At 27.6% G+C, this 22,166-nt stretch carries 24 protein-coding genes; 23 read left to right on the forward strand and 1 reads right to left on the reverse strand.

Going from position 1 to position 22,166, the window contains the following annotated elements; translation table 11 throughout:
- The first annotated feature begins 12 nt into the window (after positions 1 to 12).
- From AVENP_RS06530 to AVENP_RS06540, 3 genes are all read left to right on the forward strand, one after another.
- On the forward strand, positions 13 to 1,041 hold the full coding sequence (locus AVENP_RS06530) for a PDDEXK nuclease domain-containing protein (protein WP_128358760.1): 1,029 nt from the start codon (positions 13 to 15) through the stop codon (positions 1,039 to 1,041).
- A 3-nt stretch (positions 1,042 to 1,044) separates the two neighbouring features.
- On the forward strand, positions 1,045 to 4,014 hold the full coding sequence (locus tag AVENP_RS06535) for a type I restriction endonuclease subunit R (RefSeq protein ID WP_128358761.1): 2,970 nt from the start codon (positions 1,045 to 1,047) through the stop codon (positions 4,012 to 4,014).
- A 79-nt stretch (positions 4,015 to 4,093) separates the two neighbouring features.
- Positions 4,094 to 4,486, forward strand: a complete 393-nt coding sequence (locus AVENP_RS06540; RefSeq protein ID WP_128358762.1) for a NifB/NifX family molybdenum-iron cluster-binding protein — start codon at positions 4,094 to 4,096, stop codon at positions 4,484 to 4,486.
- Positions 4,487 to 4,543: 57 nt separating this feature from the next.
- Here AVENP_RS06540 and AVENP_RS06545 read toward each other — a convergent pair whose 3' ends face one another.
- A complete protein-coding gene (locus AVENP_RS06545) occupies positions 4,544 to 4,837 on the reverse strand; it encodes a c-type cytochrome (protein ID WP_128358763.1) in 294 nt (97 codons plus the stop codon).
- A 183-nt stretch (positions 4,838 to 5,020) separates the two neighbouring features.
- Here AVENP_RS06545 and hypB point away from each other — a divergent pair, with 183 nt between their 5' ends.
- The 20 genes from hypB to AVENP_RS06645 all read left to right on the forward strand — a co-directional run bounded on the left by hypB (position 5,021) and on the right by AVENP_RS06645 (position 22,155).
- Positions 5,021 to 5,839 (forward strand): hydrogenase nickel incorporation protein HypB, encoded by an 819-nt coding sequence (gene hypB, locus AVENP_RS06550; RefSeq protein ID WP_128358764.1) that lies wholly within the window; start codon positions 5,021 to 5,023, stop codon positions 5,837 to 5,839.
- Positions 5,840 to 5,969: 130 nt separating this feature from the next.
- Entirely contained in the window at positions 5,970 to 6,251 is a 282-nt protein-coding gene (locus AVENP_RS06555) for a HypC/HybG/HupF family hydrogenase formation chaperone (RefSeq protein WP_128358765.1), read from the forward strand.
- A 4-nt stretch (positions 6,252 to 6,255) separates the two neighbouring features.
- The gene (gene hypD / locus AVENP_RS06560; protein ID WP_128358766.1) at positions 6,256 to 7,380 is read left to right on the forward strand and encodes a hydrogenase formation protein HypD; all 1,125 of its coding nucleotides are present in this window, start codon (positions 6,256 to 6,258) and stop codon (positions 7,378 to 7,380) included.
- A 47-nt stretch (positions 7,381 to 7,427) separates the two neighbouring features.
- On the forward strand, positions 7,428 to 8,294 hold the full coding sequence (locus tag AVENP_RS06565) for an NAD(P)-dependent oxidoreductase (RefSeq protein ID WP_228201865.1): 867 nt from the start codon (positions 7,428 to 7,430) through the stop codon (positions 8,292 to 8,294).
- 33 nt (positions 8,295 to 8,327) lie between these two features.
- On the forward strand, positions 8,328 to 9,494 hold the full coding sequence (locus tag AVENP_RS06570) for an McrC family protein (protein ID WP_128358767.1): 1,167 nt from the start codon (positions 8,328 to 8,330) through the stop codon (positions 9,492 to 9,494).
- A complete protein-coding gene (locus tag AVENP_RS06575) occupies positions 9,487 to 10,965 on the forward strand; it encodes an McrB family protein (protein WP_128358768.1) in 1,479 nt (492 codons plus the stop codon). The genes AVENP_RS06570 and AVENP_RS06575 overlap by 8 nt, the downstream gene beginning before the upstream one ends.
- Positions 10,962 to 11,318 carry a nucleotide pyrophosphohydrolase gene (locus AVENP_RS06580; RefSeq protein ID WP_128358769.1) on the forward strand — a complete coding sequence of 119 codons (357 nt, stop codon included), beginning with the start codon at positions 10,962 to 10,964 and terminating at the stop codon, positions 11,316 to 11,318. Before AVENP_RS06575 ends, AVENP_RS06580 begins: the two co-directional genes overlap by 4 nt.
- Entirely contained in the window at positions 11,319 to 12,317 is a 999-nt protein-coding gene (gene hypE, locus AVENP_RS06585; RefSeq protein ID WP_128358770.1) for a hydrogenase expression/formation protein HypE, read from the forward strand.
- A gap of 44 nt (positions 12,318 to 12,361) precedes the next feature.
- Positions 12,362 to 12,703: a hydrogenase/urease nickel incorporation protein HypA gene (gene hypA, locus AVENP_RS06590; RefSeq protein WP_128358771.1), complete on the forward strand. Its 342-nt coding sequence runs from the start codon at positions 12,362 to 12,364 to the stop codon at positions 12,701 to 12,703.
- Positions 12,704 to 12,878: 175 nt separating this feature from the next.
- Entirely contained in the window at positions 12,879 to 13,994 is a 1,116-nt protein-coding gene (locus tag AVENP_RS06595) for an ABC transporter substrate-binding protein (RefSeq protein WP_128358772.1), read from the forward strand.
- 120 nt (positions 13,995 to 14,114) lie between these two features.
- On the forward strand, positions 14,115 to 15,011 hold the full coding sequence (locus AVENP_RS06600) for a branched-chain amino acid ABC transporter permease (RefSeq protein ID WP_128358773.1): 897 nt from the start codon (positions 14,115 to 14,117) through the stop codon (positions 15,009 to 15,011).
- A 2-nt stretch (positions 15,012 to 15,013) separates the two neighbouring features.
- A complete protein-coding gene (locus AVENP_RS06605; protein WP_430385356.1) occupies positions 15,014 to 16,054 on the forward strand; it encodes a branched-chain amino acid ABC transporter permease in 1,041 nt (346 codons plus the stop codon).
- Positions 16,051 to 16,818: an ABC transporter ATP-binding protein gene (locus AVENP_RS06610; protein ID WP_128358774.1), complete on the forward strand. Its 768-nt coding sequence runs from the start codon at positions 16,051 to 16,053 to the stop codon at positions 16,816 to 16,818. The genes AVENP_RS06605 and AVENP_RS06610 overlap by 4 nt, the downstream gene beginning before the upstream one ends.
- Positions 16,811 to 17,506: an ABC transporter ATP-binding protein gene (locus AVENP_RS06615; protein ID WP_128358775.1), complete on the forward strand. Its 696-nt coding sequence runs from the start codon at positions 16,811 to 16,813 to the stop codon at positions 17,504 to 17,506. Before AVENP_RS06610 ends, AVENP_RS06615 begins: the two co-directional genes overlap by 8 nt.
- A gap of 93 nt (positions 17,507 to 17,599) precedes the next feature.
- A complete protein-coding gene (locus tag AVENP_RS06620; protein WP_128358776.1) occupies positions 17,600 to 18,934 on the forward strand; it encodes a GGDEF domain-containing protein in 1,335 nt (444 codons plus the stop codon).
- 72 nt (positions 18,935 to 19,006) lie between these two features.
- The gene (locus AVENP_RS06625; RefSeq protein ID WP_128358777.1) at positions 19,007 to 19,423 is read left to right on the forward strand and encodes a TerB family tellurite resistance protein; all 417 of its coding nucleotides are present in this window, start codon (positions 19,007 to 19,009) and stop codon (positions 19,421 to 19,423) included.
- A gap of 48 nt (positions 19,424 to 19,471) precedes the next feature.
- Entirely contained in the window at positions 19,472 to 19,672 is a 201-nt protein-coding gene (locus tag AVENP_RS06630) for a cell division protein ZapB (RefSeq protein WP_128358778.1), read from the forward strand.
- Positions 19,665 to 19,874, forward strand: a complete 210-nt coding sequence (locus AVENP_RS06635; protein WP_228201866.1) for a hypothetical protein — start codon at positions 19,665 to 19,667, stop codon at positions 19,872 to 19,874. Before AVENP_RS06630 ends, AVENP_RS06635 begins: the two co-directional genes overlap by 8 nt.
- Before the next feature lie 2 nt (positions 19,875 to 19,876).
- Positions 19,877 to 20,308: a prepilin-type N-terminal cleavage/methylation domain-containing protein gene (locus AVENP_RS06640; protein ID WP_128358780.1), complete on the forward strand. Its 432-nt coding sequence runs from the start codon at positions 19,877 to 19,879 to the stop codon at positions 20,306 to 20,308.
- Entirely contained in the window at positions 20,308 to 22,155 is a 1,848-nt protein-coding gene (locus tag AVENP_RS06645; protein WP_128358781.1) for a primosomal protein N', read from the forward strand. Before AVENP_RS06640 ends, AVENP_RS06645 begins: the two co-directional genes overlap by 1 nt.
- The last annotated feature ends 11 nt before the right edge of the window (positions 22,156 to 22,166 follow it).

The following is a 22,166-nucleotide window of genomic DNA, read 5'->3' on the forward strand; positions in this document are numbered from 1 at the left end:
AGGAGTCAAAACATGAGTGAACTAATAGAAAATAAAAACTTAGTAAATCAATTAAAATCTTTAATAGCATCTACTAAAGAGCAAGTAGCTATTAGTGTAAACTCATCTTTGACTTTGATGTATTGGCAAATTGGTTATAAAATCAATGAAGATATTTTGAAAAATAGTCGTGCAGAGTATGGAAAAGAGATTTTGCAGACAGTGTCTGCAAAATTGACAGAAGAGTTTGGTCAAGGTTTTTCAAAAAGAAATTTAGCTGATATGATTAAATTTTCACAAGTTTTTGATGATTTTGAAATTGTCTCTACACTGTCGAGACAATTGAGTTGGTCTCATTTTAAAGAAATTATGTATATGGACGATAGTTTAAAAATAGAGTTTTATGCTCAAATGAGTGATTTGGATAAGTGGAGTGTAAGAACTTTGAGAAATCGAATTGACTCTATGCTGTTTGAGAGAACAGCACTATCGAAAAAGCCTGATGAATTAATCACTTATGAAATAGAAAAACTAAAAGAGGGCATTGTAACTCCTAATATGATTTTAAAAGACCCGTATGTTTTAGACTTTTTAGAGTTAAATGATAGATATTTAGAAAAAGATTTAGAAGATGCGATTTTACGAGATATTGAAAACTTTATTTTGGAGCTAGGAAATGGATTTTCTTTTATATCACGACAAAAAAGAATTCAAATAGGCGAAGATGATTTTTATATTGATTTACTTTTTTATAATCGAAAATTAAAAAGATTGGTTGCTTTTGACTTGAAACTGGGAAAATTCAAAGCAGAGTATAAAGGGCAAATGGAGCTTTATTTAAAATACTTAGAAAAGTATGAAAAAGAAGAAGATGAAAATACACCTTTGGGAATCATACTTTGTAGTGATAAGAATCAAGAACAAATAGAATTACTAGAACTTGAAAAAAGCGATATTCATGTGGCAAAATATCTCACCATTTTACCACCAAAAGAAGAGTTTGAAAAACGACTTCACAAGGCAATAGAAAATGCAAAACAAAAATATCAAATCAAAGGTTAAATCATGGCACATATAAAAGAAAAAGATATTGAAGAAGCAATTCAAAATGCTACTTTTAAAAGTGGATTTGCTCAAAGTGTTAGTAGTGATTTTGATAGAATTTCTTGCATAAATAAAAAAGAACTTTTTAAGTTCTTGGAGTCAACCCAAAGTGAGCTTTTAGATGAATTTAAAAAATCTCGACCAACAAACTGGCAAGAAAAATTAATAGATTTGATTGATAATAAGATAAAAAATAGAGGTTTGATTGAAGTTTTAAGAGATGGTGTTGAGGATTATACACTTACTTCAAATTTAAGACTTGTTTATTTCAAACCAAACAATAATAAAAACCAAGAAACAGTAAAACTATATAACTCAAATATCTTTTCACTCACAAGACAATTATACTTTGAAGATGGAGCTAAAACTTCTATTGATTTGGTTGTTTTTTTAAATGGTTTTCCAATAGTTGTAATTGAATTAAAAAACAAATACACAGGACAAAGTATTGAAAATGGAAAAGAACAATTTAAACTTGATAGAAGTTATAGAAGTAAATTAAGTGAATTTAACACAAGAACTCTTATCTATTTTGCCGTTGATAATGATGAAGTAAGTATGACAACAGAACTAAAGGGAAAAGATACTTTCTTTTTGCCATTTAATAAAGGTTTTGAAAATGGTTCTGGAAATCCAACAGTTGATGGTAAATTAAAAACTCACTATTTATGGGAAGAGATTTTAAGTCAAGATTCATTATTAGATATATTTAGAAACTTCTATTTTATACAAGTAGATGAAAAAGACCCAAAAAAGAAAATAGCAATATTCCCCAGATACCATCAACTAGATGTGGTAAAAAAAGTAGAACAAAAAGTAAAAGAGGAAAAACAAGGACATAAATATCTAATCCAACACAGTGCAGGAAGTGGGAAAACAAACTCTATTTCTTGGTTGGCTCATAGACTTTCAAAACTACATGATGAAAATGAAAATCCAATTTTTGATAGTGTGATTGTAATTACAGATAGAAAAGTCTTAGATAAACAGTTGCAAGATGCTATTTATCAGTTGGATAAAACAAAGGGAATAGTTGTAAAAATTGATAAAAATAAAAACTCAAATGATTTAGCCCAAGCCTTACAGAAAAAAGCAAAAATCATAATAACAACTATTCAAAAGTTTGCCTATGCCTATAAAAAAATAGATGCCATAGATAAACATAACTATGCCATCATAATAGATGAAGCACACTCAAGTACAAGTGGCGAAAATATAAACTATTTAAAACTTACCCTTAGTGGAAAAAGTTTAGATGAGGCAAAAGAGTTTGATTCTAAGTTTGAAAGTGACAGTGAAGATGATGTAAATAAAATGTTAGAGGCTATCACAGATACAAAGCACTTGAGTTTTTTTGCATTTACAGCAACACCAAAAGATAAAACAATGCAAATATTTGGAAGAGTTGAAGATGATGGTTTAGCCCATGAATTTCATTTGTATTCTATGCGACAAGCTATTGAAGAGGGATTTATCCTTGACCCTTTAAAAAATTATATGATTAGTGATACGTATTTTAAAATAGGAAAAAAAATAAAAGATAATCCAATCTTTGAAAAAAGAGGAGCAAATAAAGCAATAGGAAGTTTTATAAATCTACATGAACATAATATCAATCAAAAAGTAGAAACCATAGTAGAAGATTTTATGACAAATAGAGTTTTTTGGTTGGCAAATAAAGCAAAAGCTATGATAGTAACAAGTTCAAGACTTCATGCCCTAAAATATAAACTAGCACTTGATGGATATTTAGCTACACATTATCCTAGTATTAAATCACTTATTGCTTTTTCAGGAGAGCTTGAAATTGATGAGGTTAAATATACAGAAGAGAGTCTTAATGCTATTAAAGAGAGTGAATTGCCTGATGTTTTTGATAGTGTTGATAGTATTAAATTTCTAATTGTTGCAGATAAATATCAAACAGGATTTGACCAACCAAAACTTTGTGTTATGTATGTTGATAAAATGCTAGATGGTGTAACAGCAGTTCAAACACTTTCAAGACTTAATCGAGTAGCAAGAGGTAAAGATAATACTTTTGTATTAGATTTTGTAAATGAACAAGAAACAATTCTGAAATCTTTTTCAAGATATTACACTTGCTCAAATATAGAAAAAATGACAGACCCAAATATTGTGTTTGAGTTTTATCACAAAATAGATGAGTTTCATATATGTTATGAGGAAGAAGTAAAAGAGTATTGTAAACTTTATCTAAAAGAGAATAGAAACTCAAATGATATAGCGAATATGGATAATCTAGTAAATGTAGCAATTGAACGATTTAATAAAATAAAAGATAATGCAAAAGAGGATGAGTTTAAAACCTATGTGATTAAGTTCTTTAGAGCTTATAACTTTTTGATACAAATTTATCCTATTAAAAAAACATCACTTTATGAAATGTATATTTACCTTGGTGGACTGATTAAAAAGTTTCCAAAAGATAAAATAAGTAAAGTTGAACTTAATAATTTGCTTAGTCTTGATTTTTATAAACTAAAAAGAATGAATGGTGATGAAATAAATGGAGAAGATTTATCACTATCTTCAACAGTAGCACAACCTTTACAAGGTTATAGTGAGGGAAGTAGTAGAACAAAAGATAAAGAAGAAGTTGATTTAAATAGTTTGATTCAAAGAATAAATGATTTATTTGGACTTGATTTAAGTGATGAAGATAGATTGGCTTTTTTTGACCAACCGCTCGAAGCTCATAAAAAGAATGAAGACTTAAAAGATATAGCAATTGTAAATAGTTATGATGAGTTTGAAGAACAGTTCAAAAAAGGGTATTTCTTAAAAATGATTGTGGATAAAAGAAGTACAAATGAAGAGATGTTTAATAAAATTATTACAGATAACTCTCTAAAATCATATTTACTTGAAAATATGTCAAGGGAATTATATAGATATTTTAATGTATAAAATTTAGTTGCGGAGTAATAATTGCATATAAAACTAATTAAGAGAGTATACTCTACAATAAACTAATAAAAGGCCTATTATGAAAATAGCAATTCCAGTAAAAGATGAGAATTTAACATTCTTTAGTAATGCAGGACATACTCCAAATTTCGCAATTTATGATTTAACAGGTTCAGGAATGTTTAGATCATTTAAATTAGACTCAATAATAAAAAATCCAAGAACAGACATTGACCATGACCACGCAGAAGAAGATCATCAATGTGACCACGGACACGATGATGAAGAACATATTGCCCAACATAATAAAATGGGTGAAGCTTTAAGTGAATGTAGTTATATAGTAGTTAAAAAAGCTTGTAAAAACACAGCGAACTCATTTACTTCACAAGGTATAAAACTTGTTAAATATAATGGTGAAGCATTAGATGTAAATACAATATTAAAAGAGACATCAGTTTCGTTTAAATAACTATATTATTTTTAATTTACTTTAAAACTAGTCAATAAAAATTGACTAGTTAAAAGATTATTTCATTGCTGCTATTTGTTTTGCTAAATCAGCTATATCAGCATCACTCAATTTTGCAGTTTGACCTTTCATAACTGCTCCCATTCCATATACATTTAAAGTTCCAGCTTTGTAACCATTTAAAGAAGCAATAGTTTTAGCTTCATCCCAACCTTTTATTATTGCAGATTTTCCTAATGCAGCTTTTTCAGCATTTGCTCCATGACAAGTGGCACATGCTGCAAAAGAAGCAGCAGATAAATAAGTAGCAGATACTGCTACAAATATTGTAGATAATACGATTTTTTTCATTTTTTCTCCTAAAAATTAATTTACTATTATTACTAACAATTGTTAATTTAGTGTTATATAAATTTATTTGTTCCAAAAACACCTAACTGCAAATTAATATTATAGGAGATTTAGACTTTTTGAGTTAAACTATTTAAAATGAATAAACATTCACAAAAATAGATTAAAACAAAAGGAAATAATATGTGTAAAGATTGCGGTTGTACAATAGCAGGACAAGAACATCACCATCATCACGATGACCATGAACATGGAATTGTTCATGACCATGAACATCAACATGATAATACAACTTGGAGTGCAACACACCAAGCAGCACACGAAACTTTAAATCATAATCCCCAATTAAATGACGCAAAAACTATCTCTGTAATCAAAAAGATACTTGATAAAAATGACCATGAAGCCTCACACAATAGAGCTCATTTTGATTCACACAAAGTTTTAGGAATAAATCTTATGTCAAGCCCTGGAAGTGGAAAAACATCACTTTTAGAAAATATTGCAGATATGGTAGATTTTAAATTTGCAGTTGTTGAGGGTGACTTAGAAACTTCAAGGGATGCTGATAGATTAAAAGCAAAAGGAATTGAAGCTGTTCAAATCCAAACAGGAAGTGCTTGTCATTTAGATGCCTTTATGGTTCACAAAGGTTTGCATGATATTAACCTAGACAATATTGATGTTTGTTTTGTGGAAAATGTAGGAAATTTAGTTTGTCCAGCTTCTTATGATGTTGGAACTCACTTAAATATTGTTCTTGTTTCAGTTCCTGAAGGCGTTGATAAGATTGCTAAATATCCAGTTATGTTTAGATGTGCTGATTTAATACTTATTACAAAAACAGATTTACTTCCATACTTTGAATATGATATTGAAAAAGAGAAGATGGAAGCTAGAAAACTAAAACCAAATGTAGATATTTTAGAAGTAAATGTAAAAGATAAACAATCACTTCAAAATGTAATTGATTGGATTAATTTCAAAAGAAAGATGAGATGATATTTGTAAAATCAATTTCATTCATTTAGGCTTCACGGTGGGTACCCAAAAATCAAAGATTTTTACCCTTCCGTTGCAGAATCATTCATAAAATTGTTTTACAAATAATAGATTAAAAAGGAAAAATTGTATGTGCTTATCAATACCATCAAAAATAAAAAGTATAGACACTGAAATGAACACTTGTATCGTTGATACAATGGGAGTTGAAAGAGGTGCTAGTTTAGATTTAATAGATCAAGATGTAGTAGTTGGAGATTATGTTTTAATTCATATTGGATTTGCAATGAATAAAATAAATGAAGAGGATGCCATGGAATCTCTCAAAGTTTACCAAGAGATAATAGAAAAGATGGAAGAGCAAGATAGATTAGAAGCAATTGCTCAATCTGATAATTGCCCAAATAGATAATATTATGGAAAAAGAGCTACAACTAAAAGATTTATATGATGGTTTTAGAGATGCTAAAACCATAAAAGCATATAAACAGCTAATTGATGAAGACTTAAAAGATTATGATGGAATTATAAATATCATGGAAGTGTGTGGTGGACACACTCACACTATTATGAAGTACGGAATTCCTCAATTAATAAATAAAAAAATAAACTTCATACATGGACCTGGTTGTCCTGTTTGTGTAATGCCAAAAGAGAGAATTGATAGTGCTTATGAGTTAAGTTTACAAGAAGATGTAATACTTGTAACTTTAGGTGATATGATAAAAGTTCCAGGAAGTAAGGGAAGTTTACAAAATGCAAGAAGCCAAGGTGCAGATGTGAGATTTGTCTATTCTCCAATGGAGTGTATAAAAATAGCAAATGAGAATCCAAATAAAACAGTAGTCTTTTTTGCAATAGGATTTGAAACAACAACACCAATGACTTGTGCTTTATTGGAGCAAGTAATAAAACACAATATTACAAATATACTTTTTCATATAAATCACATTACAGTTCCAGAAGTTATGCAAGTATTAGTGCAAAGTAGTGATTGTAAAATAGATGCTTTTTTAGGCCCATCACATGTGAGTGTTATTAGTGGAAGTAAGATATATGAAGAGTTTCCAAGAGATTATAATAAACCAGTAGTTGTGGCAGGTTTTGAACCAGTTGATGTGATGCAATCAATCTCTATGATAGTAAAACAATTCAAAGAAAAAAGAAGTGATTTAGAAGTAGAGTATAAAAGACTTGTATCTTATGAGGGAAACCTAAAAGCCCAAGATTTAATGAATAAATACTTCAAAAAAGTTCCTTTTAAATTCAGAGGAATAGGAACAGTTGAAAATAGTGGATATGAACTAAAAGAACAATATGACAAATTCAATGCAAAAATAGTATATAAAGAGATACTTCCCACACGTGAAGTTAAAGACAACAAAGCCTGTAGATGTCCAGATATTCTAAAAGGAATAGCAAAACCACACGACTGTAAAATCTTTGGAACACTTTGTACACCAACAAATCCAATTGGTTCTTGCATGGTTAGTAGCGAGGGTGCATGTAGTGCTTATTATAAATATGGTAATCTTTTATAGAAAAGAGTAAACTGATTACTTTTATAAAACACACATAAGGTTATAAAATGATGAATCAAAGTCTAGGTAAAAAAATAGGTTTTATAGGCGCAGGTGTAATGGGTAAATCAATGATTTTAAATCTAATGAAAAAAGGATTTGAAGTAGATGTTTATGCAAGAGATAAACAAAAGATTGAAGATATACTAGAAGCTGGTGCAGTTTTTCGTGAAAATATTCAATCTTGTGTAGAAGATAAAGATGTAGTAATAACAATAGTTGGTTACCCAAAAGATGTTGAAGAGATATACTTATCACAAAAAGGTATTTTAAATAGTGCAAAAAAAGATACTTATTTAATAGATATGACAACAACAAGTCCAAATCTAATAATTGATATTTATAATATTGCAAAAGAGAAAGGATTAAAGTTTTTAGATGCCCCTGTCTCTGGTGGAGAAAATGGTGCTAAAAATGCAACTTTATCTATTATGGTTGGTGGAGATGAAGAAGATTTTAATGCTTGTAAAGATATTTTTGAAGCTTTAGGTACAACTATTATCTATGAGGGAAAAGCTGGAAGTGGACAACACACAAAAATGGCAAACCAAATAGCAATCGCAGGAATCATGGCAGGAATTAGTGAAGCTATAACTTATGGAAAAAAAGTTGGATTAGATATTGAAACTATGTTAAGAAGTATCAGTAATGGTTCTGCTTCAAGTTTTCATATGACAAATACAGCTCCAAAAATGAATCAAAGAGATTTTAAAGCAGGTTTTTATATAAAACATATGGTAAAAGATTTAAAAATAGCAAATGAAGAAGTTCCAACTCTAAAAGTATTAAAAGATGTATTAGAAATGTATGAGACATTAGAAAAAAATGGCGATGGCGATTTAGGAACACAAGCTATTTGCAAATATTATGAGTAAAAAATAAAAGAAAGAGTAAGTATATAATTAATAATGCCAAATATAATATATGAATATGAAGAGATAAAAGAAGAAAACTATAAAGATTTAAAAACACACATTATAGAAAATTTATCTCTTCATAAATATTTTAAGCTTGATTGGAAAACACTAAACGCTAGACAATATTGTGGAATTTTAAATTTTGATAAACAAGATTTTTATATTTTGCCAAAAATAGCAAATCGTAATGATGAACAAGAGGATGAACAAAATCTAAATATATTTATCTATATGTTGATGTATGCTTATAATATAAATCTATCAAATGAACAAATAGCCTCTTGCCAAAATCAAGAGCACTCTATATTAGAAGTATTTGTTCAAATGTTTGCATCAAATCTTTTAAATGAATTAAAAAAAGGTATATACAAAGAGTATATCACTCAACAAGATAATCTTCCAGTTCTAAAAGGAAAATATCTAATAAATGAAAACCTAAAATACAACTTCACAAAAAATAAAATCTATTGTGAATATGATGAATTTAGTCCAAATAATAGTCTAAATCAATTTTTTCTATATGCAATAAAATATCTTCAAAAATTTGTAAAAGATAAAAAGCTTTTAAAACAGTGTGAACTAATATTTGATGAGGTTGAATATAAGTCAGTAGATATAAATAAATTAGATAGGATTCATTTCAATAGATTAAATCAAAGATTCAGAACCAGCTTTGAAATAGCTATTTTACTTTTGAAACAATCAATTCCACTATTTAGTCAAGATAAAAAATCATTTGCTTTTTTGTTTGATATGAATATATTGTTTGAGAAGTTTATAGCTAGACTTGTAAAAGAGTTAGATGATAATGCAAAAATACAAAATCAAGATAATTTCAATGATTTGACATTAAAGCCAGATATAATACTAAAAAAACAAATAATAGATACAAAATATAAAAAAATCAAATCAATAGAAGATATAAAACAAAGTGATAAACTCCAAGTATTTGCTTATGGAGTAAATTATGGAGTTGATAATGTGATGCTTTTGTATCCTAGACATTTAGATAGTTTGAATAAAACTTTGATTTTAGGAAAAGAAGAATATAAAAAAATAAATTTGAGAATAGTTTGTATTGATTTGGATTTTAATGGGAATAATTATAAAGACTATATTAATGAAATTAGGAAGAGGGTGGAGATTTTAAATGGATAGAAAAGAATTATTTAGAGAATGGTTAAAAAATAATGGAATGTCAGCAAGTGTTCAAAGTAATTATCCTTTATATATTGATGAATATATTCCAGCTATTTTAAAAGGCATAAATTTAGAGGTTAATAGTTTATTTGAAATAACAGATTTGAAAAAATTAGAAGATATTTTAAATAAAATACAGATAGATTTAAAAGAAATTAATTTAGAAAAAAGTAGTTTTCCATCAGCTTCATTAAAAAAATATATAGAATATATTAAATCATCATATAAAATTAGTAAAGACGAAAAATACAATATGAAAACAAAAAATATAATGCTCTATGGTGCTCCAGGTGTTGGTAAAACTCATAATTACAAAAGATTAATTACTATGATAGAAGATGGTAATAATGAAAAAACTATTTTTGATACTATTTCTAAAAATGAAACTACAAATGATTTTGATAATTCTATTTTTGAAGATATAAAAAAAGAAAAAAGAATAGAGTTTGTAACATTTCATCAAAGTTACTCTTATGAAGATTTTATAGAAGGGTTTAGACCTAGTGAGAATAGTCATATAGAATTAGAAGATGGTATATTTAAACTATTATGTAATAAAGCAAAAAATCAAATCAAAGAAACAATATATCAACATATTTCTTTTGATGAAGCTTTTGATATATTAAGAACCCAATATATAGAAAACGAATTAGATAAAATATTTAGTGTTTCTAATGTTGAAATACTTATTCATGAATTTAAAGATAAAACTATAAAAGTTCAATCATCAAATGCAAAAGATACACAATATGTTAAGAAATCAGATTTAGAAACAGTTGTTCAAGCAATATTGAATAATGAAGTTCAAAAACCAAGTGATATAAAAAACTTAGATGTTAAAAAAGATACTATCTCTTTAGGTGGGTTATATTATCCAATCGGTAAAAAGATTGTTGAAATAATTAATGAAAACAAAAAAGGCATAGAAGAAAAAGAAAAAAATTTCTATATAGTAATAGACGAAATAAACAGAGGAAATATCTCTAAAATCTTTGGAGAACTTATTACTCTTATAGAAGAAGATAAAAGAGATACATATGAAGTAACACTTCCATATTCAAAAGAGAAGTTTCAAATACCATCAAACTTATATATCATTGCTACTATGAACTCAACTGATAAATCTATTGCAACTATTGATATAGCTTTAAGAAGAAGATTTACATTTTTAAAGATGAAGCCAAATTTAAATTTAGTTCCAGAAATTGCAAAAGAATTATTTGAAAAGATAAATGAACATATTTCAAAAACAATAAATGAAGATTATAAACTAGGGCACAGTTACTTTATGAAGATAGAGAATGAAAATGATTTAGAGTTTGTGAAAAAATACAAAATCCAATCATTACTTGAAGAGTATTTTTATGGCGATGAAGAAAACTATAAAAAAGCAATATCAATTTTAAATATAAAAGAAGATAACCAATGAATATAGAACAAATAGAACAACGAATCCAAAAATTCTCAGATGATAGAAACTGGGAAAGTTTTCACAATCCAAAAAATCTAGTTATGGCATTAACAGGTGAAGTAGGAGAACTAAATGAGATATTCCAATGGCTAAATTTTGAAGAGTCTTTGAATCTACCTGATGATGTGTTAGAGCATACAAAAGAAGAAGTAGCTGACGTGGCTATTTATCTTCTTAGAATTTGCATGAAACTAGATATAAATCTTGAAGAGGCTATTTTAAATAAGATGACAAAAAATGAAAAAAAATATCCAGTTGAAACATCTCAAGGTGGAAGTAAAAAGTATAGTAAGAGTAGGGAAGATAAATAAATGACAAAAACAATAACACTAGCACATGGAAATGGTGGAGCTGAGAATAATGAATTAATAAAAGAGGTTTTTTATGTAGCTTTTAAAAATGAAATTTTAGAGAAAAGTGAAGATGCAGCAGTTATTCAAAATGGAACATTAGCTTTTAGTACGGATTCATTTACAGTTTCACCACTTTTTTTTAATGGAGCAAATATTGGAAAATTAGCCATTTGTGGAACTTGTAATGACTTAGCTATGATGGGAGCGAAACCAAAATATCTTACTTGCTCAGTTATCATTGAAGAGGGTTTTGAGGTAGAACAACTTGAAAGAATTGTGGCTTCCATGAAAAAAGAGCTTGAAATAAATGGAGCTATTATTGTAAGTGGAGATACAAAGGTAGTTCCTAAAGGTGCAGTTGATAAAATCTTCATAAACACTACAGGAATTGGAGAAATCTTATACAAAGGCATTAGCTCAAATAATATCACTCAAAATGACCTAATTTTAGTAAATAGAGACATTGGAGCTCATGGTGCTACTATTTTTGCTGCACGAGAGGGAATGGATATGAATTCAGAGCTTAAAAGCGATTGTAACTCTTTATATCCACAAGTGAAAGCTTTGATTGATGCAGGTATTAAAATAACAGCTTTAAGAGATGCCACGAGAGGTGGAGTGAGTGCTGTGTTAAATGAGTGGGCAAAACAATCAAATATTTGTATAGAAGTAGAAGAAGAAAAAATTCCAGTATGTGATGAGGTAAAAGGAATTTGTGAGATGTTAGGTTTTGAAGCAACAAATCTTGCAAATGAGGGAACTTTTGTTCTTGCAATTCCACAAGAATTTGCAGCTAAAGCTATTGAAGTTTTACAAACATTTCCAGAGGCTTCAAAGGCTTGTATTATTGGGAAAGTTACAAATCAATATGATAAAAAAGTAATACTAAATAGTTCATGGGGAACAAAAAGATTTTTAGATACACCAACTGGTGAACTTCTTCCAAGGATTTGTTAATTGGTTACTTTTAATAAATGGAACATTTTTAAAGGAGAAATTTTATGCACGAATATTCAATAGTTCAATCTTTATTAGAAAGTTGTGAAGAACACGCTCGAACAAATGATGCAAAAAAAGTTACAAAAGTAGTAGTAAAAATTGGAGTTTTAAGTGGAGTTGAACCCGATTTACTTCAAACTGCTTTTGATACTTTTAAAGAACAAACAGTCTGTCATGATGCAGTTTTTTTGATAAATCATCAAAAAGTGGTCATTGATTGTTTTGATTGTGGCACTATTTCAACATTAGAAAAAAATGAATTTTGCTGTCCAAAATGCCAAAGTGTAAATATCAAAGTTACAGATGGTGAAGAGATGTATTTAATGAGTTTAGAATTAGAATAACAGATATTTATTGAATTTGTATTTATTTAATAATTAGTAATAATATAATTAAAAGCTGTATATTTAATATCAAAATATATAAAATGTATAATTTTTGTATAATTTATTGTCTTTTTATTTCATAATTTCTTTTATAGTTATGATAGAATCATATAGAATTAATTAAGGAGTACAAATGAATAAATTTTTAAGTATAGCTTTATCTTCTGCATTAGCGTGCAGTGCACTTGCAGCAAAAGAGATTACTGTTGGTGCAGTTATGCCAATGTCTGGGGCTGTAGCAGCTTATGGACAAGTTACAAACTTAGGTGTGGAATTAGCACATAAACAACAACCTACATTAAAAAATGGTGATACGATTAAAATTGTATTATTAGATAATAAAGGTGATAAAGTAGAAACTGCAAATGCTACAACTAGACTTATCTCTTCTGATAATGTTGTTGCTATTTTAGGAGCATTAACTTCTACAAATACAGCACAAGTTATTGCAATTGCTGATAAAAAGGGAATTCCTGTTATTGCTTCAGTTGCTACAAATGACCAATTAACTGCAAAAAGAACTTATGCAAACAGAGTTTGTTTTACTGACTCATTCCAAGGTGAAGTTGTTGCAAATTTTGCAAGTAAAGAAGGTTATAAAACTGCTGTTGTTGTAGTTGACCAAGCACAAGTTTATTCTTTAGGATTAGCAAAAGCTTTTGAAAGTGCATTTAAAAAGAATGGTGGAGATATTGTTAAAGTTATCAAAGTAACATCAGGTGATAAAGATTTCAAAGCTGTAGTTTCTCAAATCAAAGAAATTAATCCTGACTTTATGTTCTTACCTTTATATCATCCAGAAGCTTCTATGATTGCAAGACAATCTAAACAATTGGGTTTAGAAAAACCAATGTTTAGTGGAGATGGCGTTGCAAACCAAACATTTATTGATTTAGGTGGAGATGCAGTAAACGGATATATGTTTACAGATTTCTTCGACTATACAAATCCTCCTTCTCAAAAATCTGCTGATTTCGTAGCTTACCATGAAAAAGAAACAGGAAATAAAGAAGTTAACTCATTTACAGCATTAGGTGCTGATACTTATAATGTACTAATTGATGCAATGAATAGATGTGAAGACCCAACTGATTCTGTTTGTATTAATAAAGAAATTAAAAAAACAAAAGATTTTGATGGTGTTTCAGGAAAAATTTCTATTAATAATGAAGGTAACGCAACTAGATCTGCTGTTATTAAAGAGATTAAAGATGGAAAAGCTGTATTTAAAGCGACAGTTAACCCATAATTTTTATCAAAAAATTCTAAAAGCCTAACAATTTATTGTTAGGCTTTTTTGCAATTATAAAACTAACTATTATTATTTTTATAATTGCAATTTTATAAATATTTAAATTCAGGAGATTTAATGGATATATTAACCTTTATGCAACAAATGATAAACGGTTTTAGTTTGGGTAGTATGTATGCTCTTATTGCAATTGGTTATACGATGGTTTATGGTGTGTTAAGATTAATTAATTTTGCCCATGGCGATATAATGATGGTAGGTGCTTTTTTAGCTTATACTTTTATGGCAGTTTTTGATTTGCCATTTTCTATTACTGTATTATTAGCAGTTACTTTATCAGCTGGTTTTGGTATGTTTATGGACAAAATTGCTTATAAACCCCTAAGAGAAGCTCCAAGAATCTCTTTGTTAATTACAGCAATTGGTATTTCATTTTTTTTAGAAAATACATTTACAGTATTCGCAGGTGGAGTTCCAAGAGCTTTCCCTGTTCCTGAATATATGGAAAATATTTTTAATGTTGCAGGCGTTACTTTCTCAGTTGCTTCAATAATGGTTCCAATAGTTACTCTATTTTTATTAATTGGAATTTTATATGTTTTATATAAAACAAAATATGGAATGGCAATTAGAGCTTTATCTTTTGATATTAAAACAGTAAATTTAATGGGAATAGATGCAAATAGTATCATCTCTTTAGTATTTGGATTAGGTTCAGCACTAGCTGCTGTTGGTGGAATTTTTTGGGCTATTAATTATCCTTCTGTTGAGCCTATGATGGGTGTTTTAGTTGGTCTTAAAGCTTTTGCAGCAGCTGTTGTTGGTGGTATTGGTTCAGTTTCAGGAGCTGTTGTAGGTGGATTTATTATTGGATTTACTGAAGTTGTTGTTATTGCATTTTTTCCAGAACTTGGTGGATATAAAGATGCTTTTGCTTTTGTTTTCTTGATTTTAGTATTGTTATTTAAACCAACTGGAATTATGGGGCAAGATTTAGAAAAGAGTAGGTTTTAATTATGGTTCAAGATACAATTTTTACAAAACAAAGAATGATAAACCTAGCAATAATAATAACAGCTATTTGGTTTACTTGGTTTGCACAAAACTTTTTTGATGAATATACAGTTAGAATTATTAACAATGTTGCAATTTTTATTATTTTAGCAGTTTCATATAACTTGATAAATGGTATAACTGGTCAGTTTTCCCTTGAACCAAATGGATTTGTTGCGATTGGTGCTTATGTTACAGCTATTTTATTAGTTGATGCTGAGGGAATGCAATATCAATATTATATTGCAGATCCTTCTCCTTGGGTTTTAGCTTTACAATCAAATTTCTTTTGGGCTTTACTTTTCTCTGGGATAATCTCAGCTTTATTAGCTTTATCATTATCTTTTCCTGTATTTAGAGTAAGGGGGGATTATTTAGCAATTGTAACTTTAGGTTTTGGATTTATTATTAGAGTTTTAGCAATAAACTCTCCTGAGATTACAAATGGTTCATTAGGTATTAATGACATTCCTGAATATTCAAATCTTTATTGGACAGGTGGAATAGCAATATTTGCTGTAGTTGTTATTTTAAATATTATATATTCAAAATTCGGACGTGCTATGAAAGCTGTTCGAGATGATGAAGATGCAGCAACTGCTATGGGTATTAATACATTTAAAACAAAGACTTTAGCATTTACAACTTCAGCATTTTTTGAAGGTGTTGGAGGTGGTTTATTAGCAGCACTTCTTACATCAATTAGTCCTGATTTATTTACTTTCTTCTTAACATTTCAATTATTAATAATAATTGTTCTTGGTGGTCTTGGAAGTACAACAGGAGCTATTTTAGGAACTGTATTTGTAATGGCTGGTCTTGAGTGGATGAGATTCTTAGATGAACCTATGAATTTTATGGGTATTCATACAGAAGCAATGCCAGGTATGAGAATGGTTGTTTTCTCTTTAATCTTAATTATTGTAATGCTTTTTGCAAGAGAAGGTCTAATGGGTAAAAAAGAGTTAAAAGATTTATTTAAAAAGAAAAAGGCAAACAAATGATTTTAGAAGTTTGCAATGTAACAAAAAAATTTGGTGGAGTAACTGCTATTAAAGATACTTCATTTCATGTAAAAGCAAAAGAAATTTATGGATTAATTGGTCCAAATGGTGCTGGGAAAACAACTATGTTTAATATCATTACTGGAAATTATGAACCAACAGAGGGTTCAATTAAATTTCATGGTCAAAAAATTGATGGTATAAAACCTCATAAAATAGTTCATAGAGGAATAGCTAGAACATTTCAAAATATTAGATTATTTAAATCTATGACAGTTTTAGAAAATGTTTTAATAGGTTTTGATTATCAAGCAACATATTCATATTTTGAAGCAATATTTAGATTACCAAGATTTTTCAAAGAAGAAAAAAGAGTAAAACAAAGAGCTTTTGAAATTATGGAAGTATTAGGAATTGCAAAATATGCAGATGAACTTGCAACTTCTCTTTCTTATGGACAACAAAGAAAGGTTGAAATTGCACGTGCACTTGCTGCTAATCCTCAACTTTTATTATTAGATGAACCAGCAGCTGGAATGAATCCAAATGAAACACATGAGTTGGCAGAACTATTTTTCAAAATTAGAGATGAGTTTGATATTACGATTTTATTGATTGAACATGATATGAAATTTGTAAATAAATTATGTGACAGAGTTATGGTTTTAGATTATGGAAAAACAATCTTTGAGGGTGATATCAAAGATGCAATTAAAGATGAAGAGGTTATAAAAGCCTACCTTGGAGATTTCAAACATGCTTAACGTAAAAAATTTAGAAGTATATTATGGACTTATTAAAGCTGTAAGAGGAGTTGATTTTGAGGTTAAAGAGGGACAAATTGTATCTTTGATTGGCTCAAATGGTGCGGGTAAAACATCAACTTTACAATCAATTGTAAATGATGTTAAAAAAACTGGTCAAATTACTTTTATGAATAAAGATATTTCAACTATGAAAACCCATAAAATTATCCAAAGTGGAATAGCCTTAGTTCCAGAAGGAAGAAGATGTTTTCAAAACCTTACTATTGAAGAAAACCTTAGAATGGGTGCATTTAACAATGATGCTAAATATGAACAACTTCAAGAAGATATGTTAAAACTTTTCCCAAGACTTGTACAAAAAAGACATCAATTAGCAGGAACAATGAGTGGAGGAGAACAACAAATGTTAGCAATTGCTAGAGCATTAATGAGTTCTCCAAAGTTATTAATGCTTGATGAGCCATCACTTGGTCTTGCTCCTAAAATCATTGGTGAGCTATTTGAAACAATTTTAAGATTAAGAGAAGAAGGAATTACTATTTTATTAGTAGAACAAAATGCCTTTGCAGCTTTAGAAATATCTGATTGGGCATATGTATTAGAAAATGGTGAAGTTGCATTAGAAGGTAAAGGCAGTGACTTAGTTCATTCTGATGATATTAGAGCTAAATATTTAGGTGCTTAATATTATTTAATCTTAATAAAATACTAAGATATTTCTTTTTATCATAAAATGTGATATGATTTTCTTCTATAAGCTAGACTTAAAGGCTTTATAATGAAAAAAATAACATTGGAGAAGTTACTTTATAAAAATTATTTGAGAACTTCTTTAGTATCAATATTTTTTATAGAACTATTTTTAGTATTTTTTTATTTTATAATTAATAAAAGTATGATAGATAAAAGTGCAAATTTTTTACTAAATGATGTAGAAAACTCAATCTCTTTAATCATAAAAAACCAAACCGAAACAATTAAAGAAGAAGCTCTAAACATAGATTTTATTAATCATTCTCTTAATCACTTTATTCAAATGAAACTTCCCTATGATGGTAAAATTTTAGTTATTGACAATTTAGGAAAAATACTATTTATTGATGAAAATATTAAAGATTCACTAAATATTGAATCTAATAAAATAAATATATTAGATAATAAAAGTACTAAAATAGTAAATTATTTCAAAGAAATAATAAAAGAAAAGAATCTTAATAGAATTGTAATAAGCAATAAAAACTATCTTTTATTTTCAAAAAAAGTACCTGATAGTTCCATCTATATTGTGGTTCTTATTTCAGAACATAATATATTAAATGAAATCCAGAATTTACAAGAATATTATGAAACATTGGGATATATAATAATATCTTCAGTTTTATTTTTTTATATATTATTCTTTTTTTACTTATCTTATAAAGCAAAAGAAGTTGTAAATAAAATAAATATACCTTTATTAGAAATAATTGAACTAACAAAAAATCTAGGAATAAAAAAAGATATAAAAAATCTTGAACCTTGTGGTATTTTTGAAGTTGATAGATTAGGAACTAATTTTAATAATATGATTATTGAATTAGATAATCGTACAAATAAACTAATTTTAGAAGAAACAAAAAGAACTTATCAAGAAAAACTAGCTAATACAGACCCCCTAACAGGTGCATATAATCGAAGATATTTAAATGAATTTTCATATGAATATTTAAAAATTGTAAAAAGAGAAAATAAAGATTTATCTTTATTATTAGTTGATTTAGATGATTTTAAAATAATAAATGACACTTATGGCCATGAAATAGGTGATATTGTAATAAAAGAATTAGTTAAAATATCAAAATTAAGTATCAGAGAAAGTGATTTGATTGTAAGATTTGGAGGAGATGAATTTATAATTTTATTACCCAATACAAATATCATAAATGCAAGATTAGTTGCTAATAAAATTTTAGATAAAATTAAAGAATATAATAGAATTAAAAAGTATAAATTTTCAATTAGCGTAGGAATATCTCATTATCAAGTAGGTGATACATCTATTGATAATTTAATTACTAGAGCTGATGAAGCTTTATATGAAGCAAAAAAAATAGGTAAAAGTTGTATTGTATAAAAACAATACTTGTTCATTTATTGTTAACAAATTTTTACTAAAATAACAATATATACAAATAGGAAATATAAAATGTTATTAATGAAATTACAAGCAAAAGAGAAATTTTCTTTTTTACAATTAGCACACTATCTTGCAAGAATAGACAATAAATACGGAGAAAAAGAAGAAGAAATTATTCTAGAATATTGTACAGAGATGGGGATTGAGAATTTAGATTCTTTTGATTTCGATAACTTTAGTTTAGAAAAAATATTAAATGATTTTAAATCAGAATCAAGTAAACGAATAGTAATTTTAGAGTTAATGATTTTAATTCATATTGATCATAGTTTTAATATAAATGAAAAAATATTGATTCAAAAAATTTCAGATAGCTTCGGTATTGACATATCTGATGTAAATGATTATTCTCAATGGGGTAAATCTGTATCAATGTTGTACGAAGTTGCTAAAATATTTATAAATGAGAAAAAAATACAACAATAAAAATAATTTCAATTCTAATAGTAGAATTTTTTAGGTAAAATACTTACCATGGAAATAATAGAAACATTAAACAATAAAATTGATAAATTAATTCACGATTATGATAAATTAAGATTAGAAAATCTAGCACTTCAACAAGAATTAGATTCTATGAAAAATGAGAATGATGAACTAATAAGAAATAATCAAGACATGTTTCTGAGAATCGATAGTACATTAACATTGATAAAGGCACGAAATAGTGAATAAAGAAGTAACTTTTCATATTAATAATATGGCATATACTATAAATGTTGATGAAAGTATTTATAAAGAACTTACAAAATATTTAAATTTAGAAAAAAATAATGATACAAGAGATTTATTGGCCGCTTATATAAGATTATCTCAAGAGTACAATGTTTTCAAAAAAGATATTGAAGATATTACAAATAAACTTTCAAGGTTTTAGCAATCAAAGGTTTTTCATTATTAGAGATTATAATTGTGATAGTTTTAATAGCTATCATTACATCTTTTGCAATTCCTAAATTTACAAATCTTAACTATAAAACAAATATTACTAAACTTCAATCACAAGTTGCTTTAATTCAAAATGGAATAACAAAACAAATAAATAAAAATGTTTTACTTTCAAATACACAAGAGTTAGATAATTTAGATGAAGCAAAACAAAATTCAAGTAATGAAAAACTTTTTACAAAAGTAATAGATTTTTCAATAGTTTCAACAAATACAACAAAAAAAGAGTCTGGAATGTGGGCAAAACTATCAAATAAATCTTATACTTTTTATCTTTCAAGTGATAAAAATATCCTATTCTCTTTTGAAGATAATAAATTCTTATGCACAAGTAGCCTTGAACTTTGTAGTGAGATTGAATAATGTATTATTATGAATTAGCACTTTTAAAATCACCACTAAATAATCTAACTTTTCAAAGTGAAAAAAAAATCACACTTGGAAAAAAAGTTTTAATAAAACTAAAACAAAGAAAAAATTTAGATGAAGCAGTAGTTATAAAAGAAGTTGAAAAACCAACTTTTAAATGCAGTGATATAGTTGAAATTACAAATGAATATTTCGATGAAAAAATGCAACAAATTGCTAGTTTTGTATCACAATATTATGTTTGTTCCCTTGGTGAAGCTTTGAGTGTTTACAGTCCCTTTGATGAAAATATAAATCCAATTTTTAATCAAGAACAGTTTGATAGTAAAATAGTTTTATCGAAACAACAAGAAAAAGCAAAAGAGTTTCTAAAAGACAAAAAACAAGCACTTTTATTTGCAGATACGGGAGCTGGTAAAACGGAAGTTTATATCAAAATAATTGAAGAGCATTTAAATGCAAATAAACAAGCAATTTTATTAATGCCTGAAATTTCCCTAACTCCACAAATGCAAAAAAGATTAGAAAAAGTATTTGGGAAAAGTATCGCTATTTGGCACTCAAAGATTACTAAAAAGAAAAAAGAAGAGATTTTAAAAGGACTACAAGAAGGTAGTATTAGATTAATTGCAGGGGCTAGATCAGCACTTTTCTTGCCATATTCAAATTTGGGTGTGATTGTAGTTGACGAAGAGCATGATGACTCTTATAAAAGTGATTCAAAACCTAGATTTCATACAAAAGATTTATCTATTTATATGGCTAAAAAATTTGACTTGCAGTTAGTTTTAGGAAGTGCAACAGTTTCTTCTAGTTCTTTTCATAAAATACCTTTTTTTAGACTTGATGAAACTTATCACCAAACTAAGAAATATTATAGTTTTGAAGATAGTGAAGCAAATTTATCCCTAAAAGTTATAGATAAAATCACAAAAACTATAGCTGGTGGAAACCAAGTAATAGTATTTTTACCAACAAGGGCAAACTTTAAATACCAAATTTGCACAACTTGTGGAAAATCAGTTGAGTGTCCTTATTGTTCTGTTTCTATGAGTTTACATAAAAATGATTTAGCCTTAAAATGCCATTATTGTGGATATACACAACAAATTCCAGAATCATGTCCATCTTGTCATAATGGAATTATTCACAATCTTCGAGTTGGAACTGCACAAATTGAAGAGGAATTAAAAGAGTTATTCCCTCAAAAAGTTATAAAAAGATTTGACCGTGACCAAATAAAAACAAATAATCAATTAAAAACCATATTAAATGAGTTTAATAAAGGTGAAATTGATATTTTAGTTGGAACTCAAATGCTTTCAAAAGGGCATGATTATCACAATGTTCGATTAGCTGTTGTTTTAGGAATAGATTCTATTTTAAATATGAATTCATATAAAGCCAGAGAAAAAGCTCTATCTTTACTTATTCAAATATCAGGACGAAGTGGGCGAAAAGGTGAGGGCGAAGTAATAATTCAAACAAAAAATGAAGATTTTTTTAATCATTATTTAAATGAGTCAAATTATAAAGAGTTTTTAGAAAGCGAATTAGAGTTTAGAAAAGAGCTTTATCCGCCATTTTTAAAGATGGCAAAAATCACTTTTTCCCATGCCAATGGAATTAAAATAAAAGATGAAATGGATTCTTATGTTCATGTTTTAAAAGTAAATAAAGATATTGAAGTTGTAGGATTTGGACAAAGCCCAATTTTTAAAATGGCAAATAAATATCGATATGAAATCCTTGTTCGTTCAAACAATATAAAAGCACTTTTAAATGCACTTCATAGTATTCAAAGTCCAAATGCTTCAATAGATATGGACACAATTTACTAAATTAACCTAAA

The sequence above is a fragment of the Arcobacter venerupis genome, assembly GCF_013201665.1.
Lineage (GTDB): Bacteria > Campylobacterota > Campylobacteria > Campylobacterales > Arcobacteraceae > Aliarcobacter > Aliarcobacter venerupis.

Bases quoted from the DNA above. Each gene is read 5' to 3' on its own strand.
- AVENP_RS06540 (WP_128358762.1), top strand. From the start codon at position 4,094: ATGAAAATAGCAATTCCAGTAAAAGATGAGAATTTAACATTCTTTAGT.
- AVENP_RS06600 (WP_128358773.1), top strand. From the start codon at position 14,115: ATGGATATATTAACCTTTATGCAACAAATGATAAACGGTTTTAGTTTG.
- hypE (WP_128358770.1), top strand. From the start codon at position 11,319: ATGACAAAAACAATAACACTAGCACATGGAAATGGTGGAGCTGAGAAT.
- AVENP_RS06545 (WP_128358763.1), bottom strand. From the start codon at position 4,837: ATGAAAAAAATCGTATTATCTACAATATTTGTAGCAGTATCTGCTACT.
- AVENP_RS06595 (WP_128358772.1), top strand. From the start codon at position 12,879: ATGAATAAATTTTTAAGTATAGCTTTATCTTCTGCATTAGCGTGCAGT.
- hypA (WP_128358771.1), top strand. From the start codon at position 12,362: ATGCACGAATATTCAATAGTTCAATCTTTATTAGAAAGTTGTGAAGAA.
- AVENP_RS06580 (WP_128358769.1), top strand. From the start codon at position 10,962: ATGAATATAGAACAAATAGAACAACGAATCCAAAAATTCTCAGATGAT.
- AVENP_RS06620 (WP_128358776.1), top strand. From the start codon at position 17,600: ATGAAAAAAATAACATTGGAGAAGTTACTTTATAAAAATTATTTGAGA.
- hypB (WP_128358764.1), top strand. From the start codon at position 5,021: ATGTGTAAAGATTGCGGTTGTACAATAGCAGGACAAGAACATCACCAT.
- AVENP_RS06555 (WP_128358765.1), top strand. From the start codon at position 5,970: ATGTGCTTATCAATACCATCAAAAATAAAAAGTATAGACACTGAAATG.
- AVENP_RS06630 (WP_128358778.1), top strand. From the start codon at position 19,472: ATGGAAATAATAGAAACATTAAACAATAAAATTGATAAATTAATTCAC.
- AVENP_RS06565 (WP_228201865.1), top strand. From the start codon at position 7,428: ATGATGAATCAAAGTCTAGGTAAAAAAATAGGTTTTATAGGCGCAGGT.
- AVENP_RS06605 (WP_430385356.1), top strand. From the start codon at position 15,014: ATGGTTCAAGATACAATTTTTACAAAACAAAGAATGATAAACCTAGCA.
- AVENP_RS06570 (WP_128358767.1), top strand. From the start codon at position 8,328: ATGCCAAATATAATATATGAATATGAAGAGATAAAAGAAGAAAACTAT.
- AVENP_RS06615 (WP_128358775.1), top strand. From the start codon at position 16,811: ATGCTTAACGTAAAAAATTTAGAAGTATATTATGGACTTATTAAAGCT.
- AVENP_RS06530 (WP_128358760.1), top strand. From the start codon at position 13: ATGAGTGAACTAATAGAAAATAAAAACTTAGTAAATCAATTAAAATCT.
- AVENP_RS06610 (WP_128358774.1), top strand. From the start codon at position 16,051: ATGATTTTAGAAGTTTGCAATGTAACAAAAAAATTTGGTGGAGTAACT.
- AVENP_RS06575 (WP_128358768.1), top strand. From the start codon at position 9,487: ATGGATAGAAAAGAATTATTTAGAGAATGGTTAAAAAATAATGGAATG.
- AVENP_RS06645 (WP_128358781.1), top strand. From the start codon at position 20,308: ATGTATTATTATGAATTAGCACTTTTAAAATCACCACTAAATAATCTA.
- hypD (WP_128358766.1), top strand. From the start codon at position 6,256: ATGGAAAAAGAGCTACAACTAAAAGATTTATATGATGGTTTTAGAGAT.
- AVENP_RS06535 (WP_128358761.1), top strand. From the start codon at position 1,045: ATGGCACATATAAAAGAAAAAGATATTGAAGAAGCAATTCAAAATGCT.
- AVENP_RS06625 (WP_128358777.1), top strand. From the start codon at position 19,007: ATGTTATTAATGAAATTACAAGCAAAAGAGAAATTTTCTTTTTTACAA.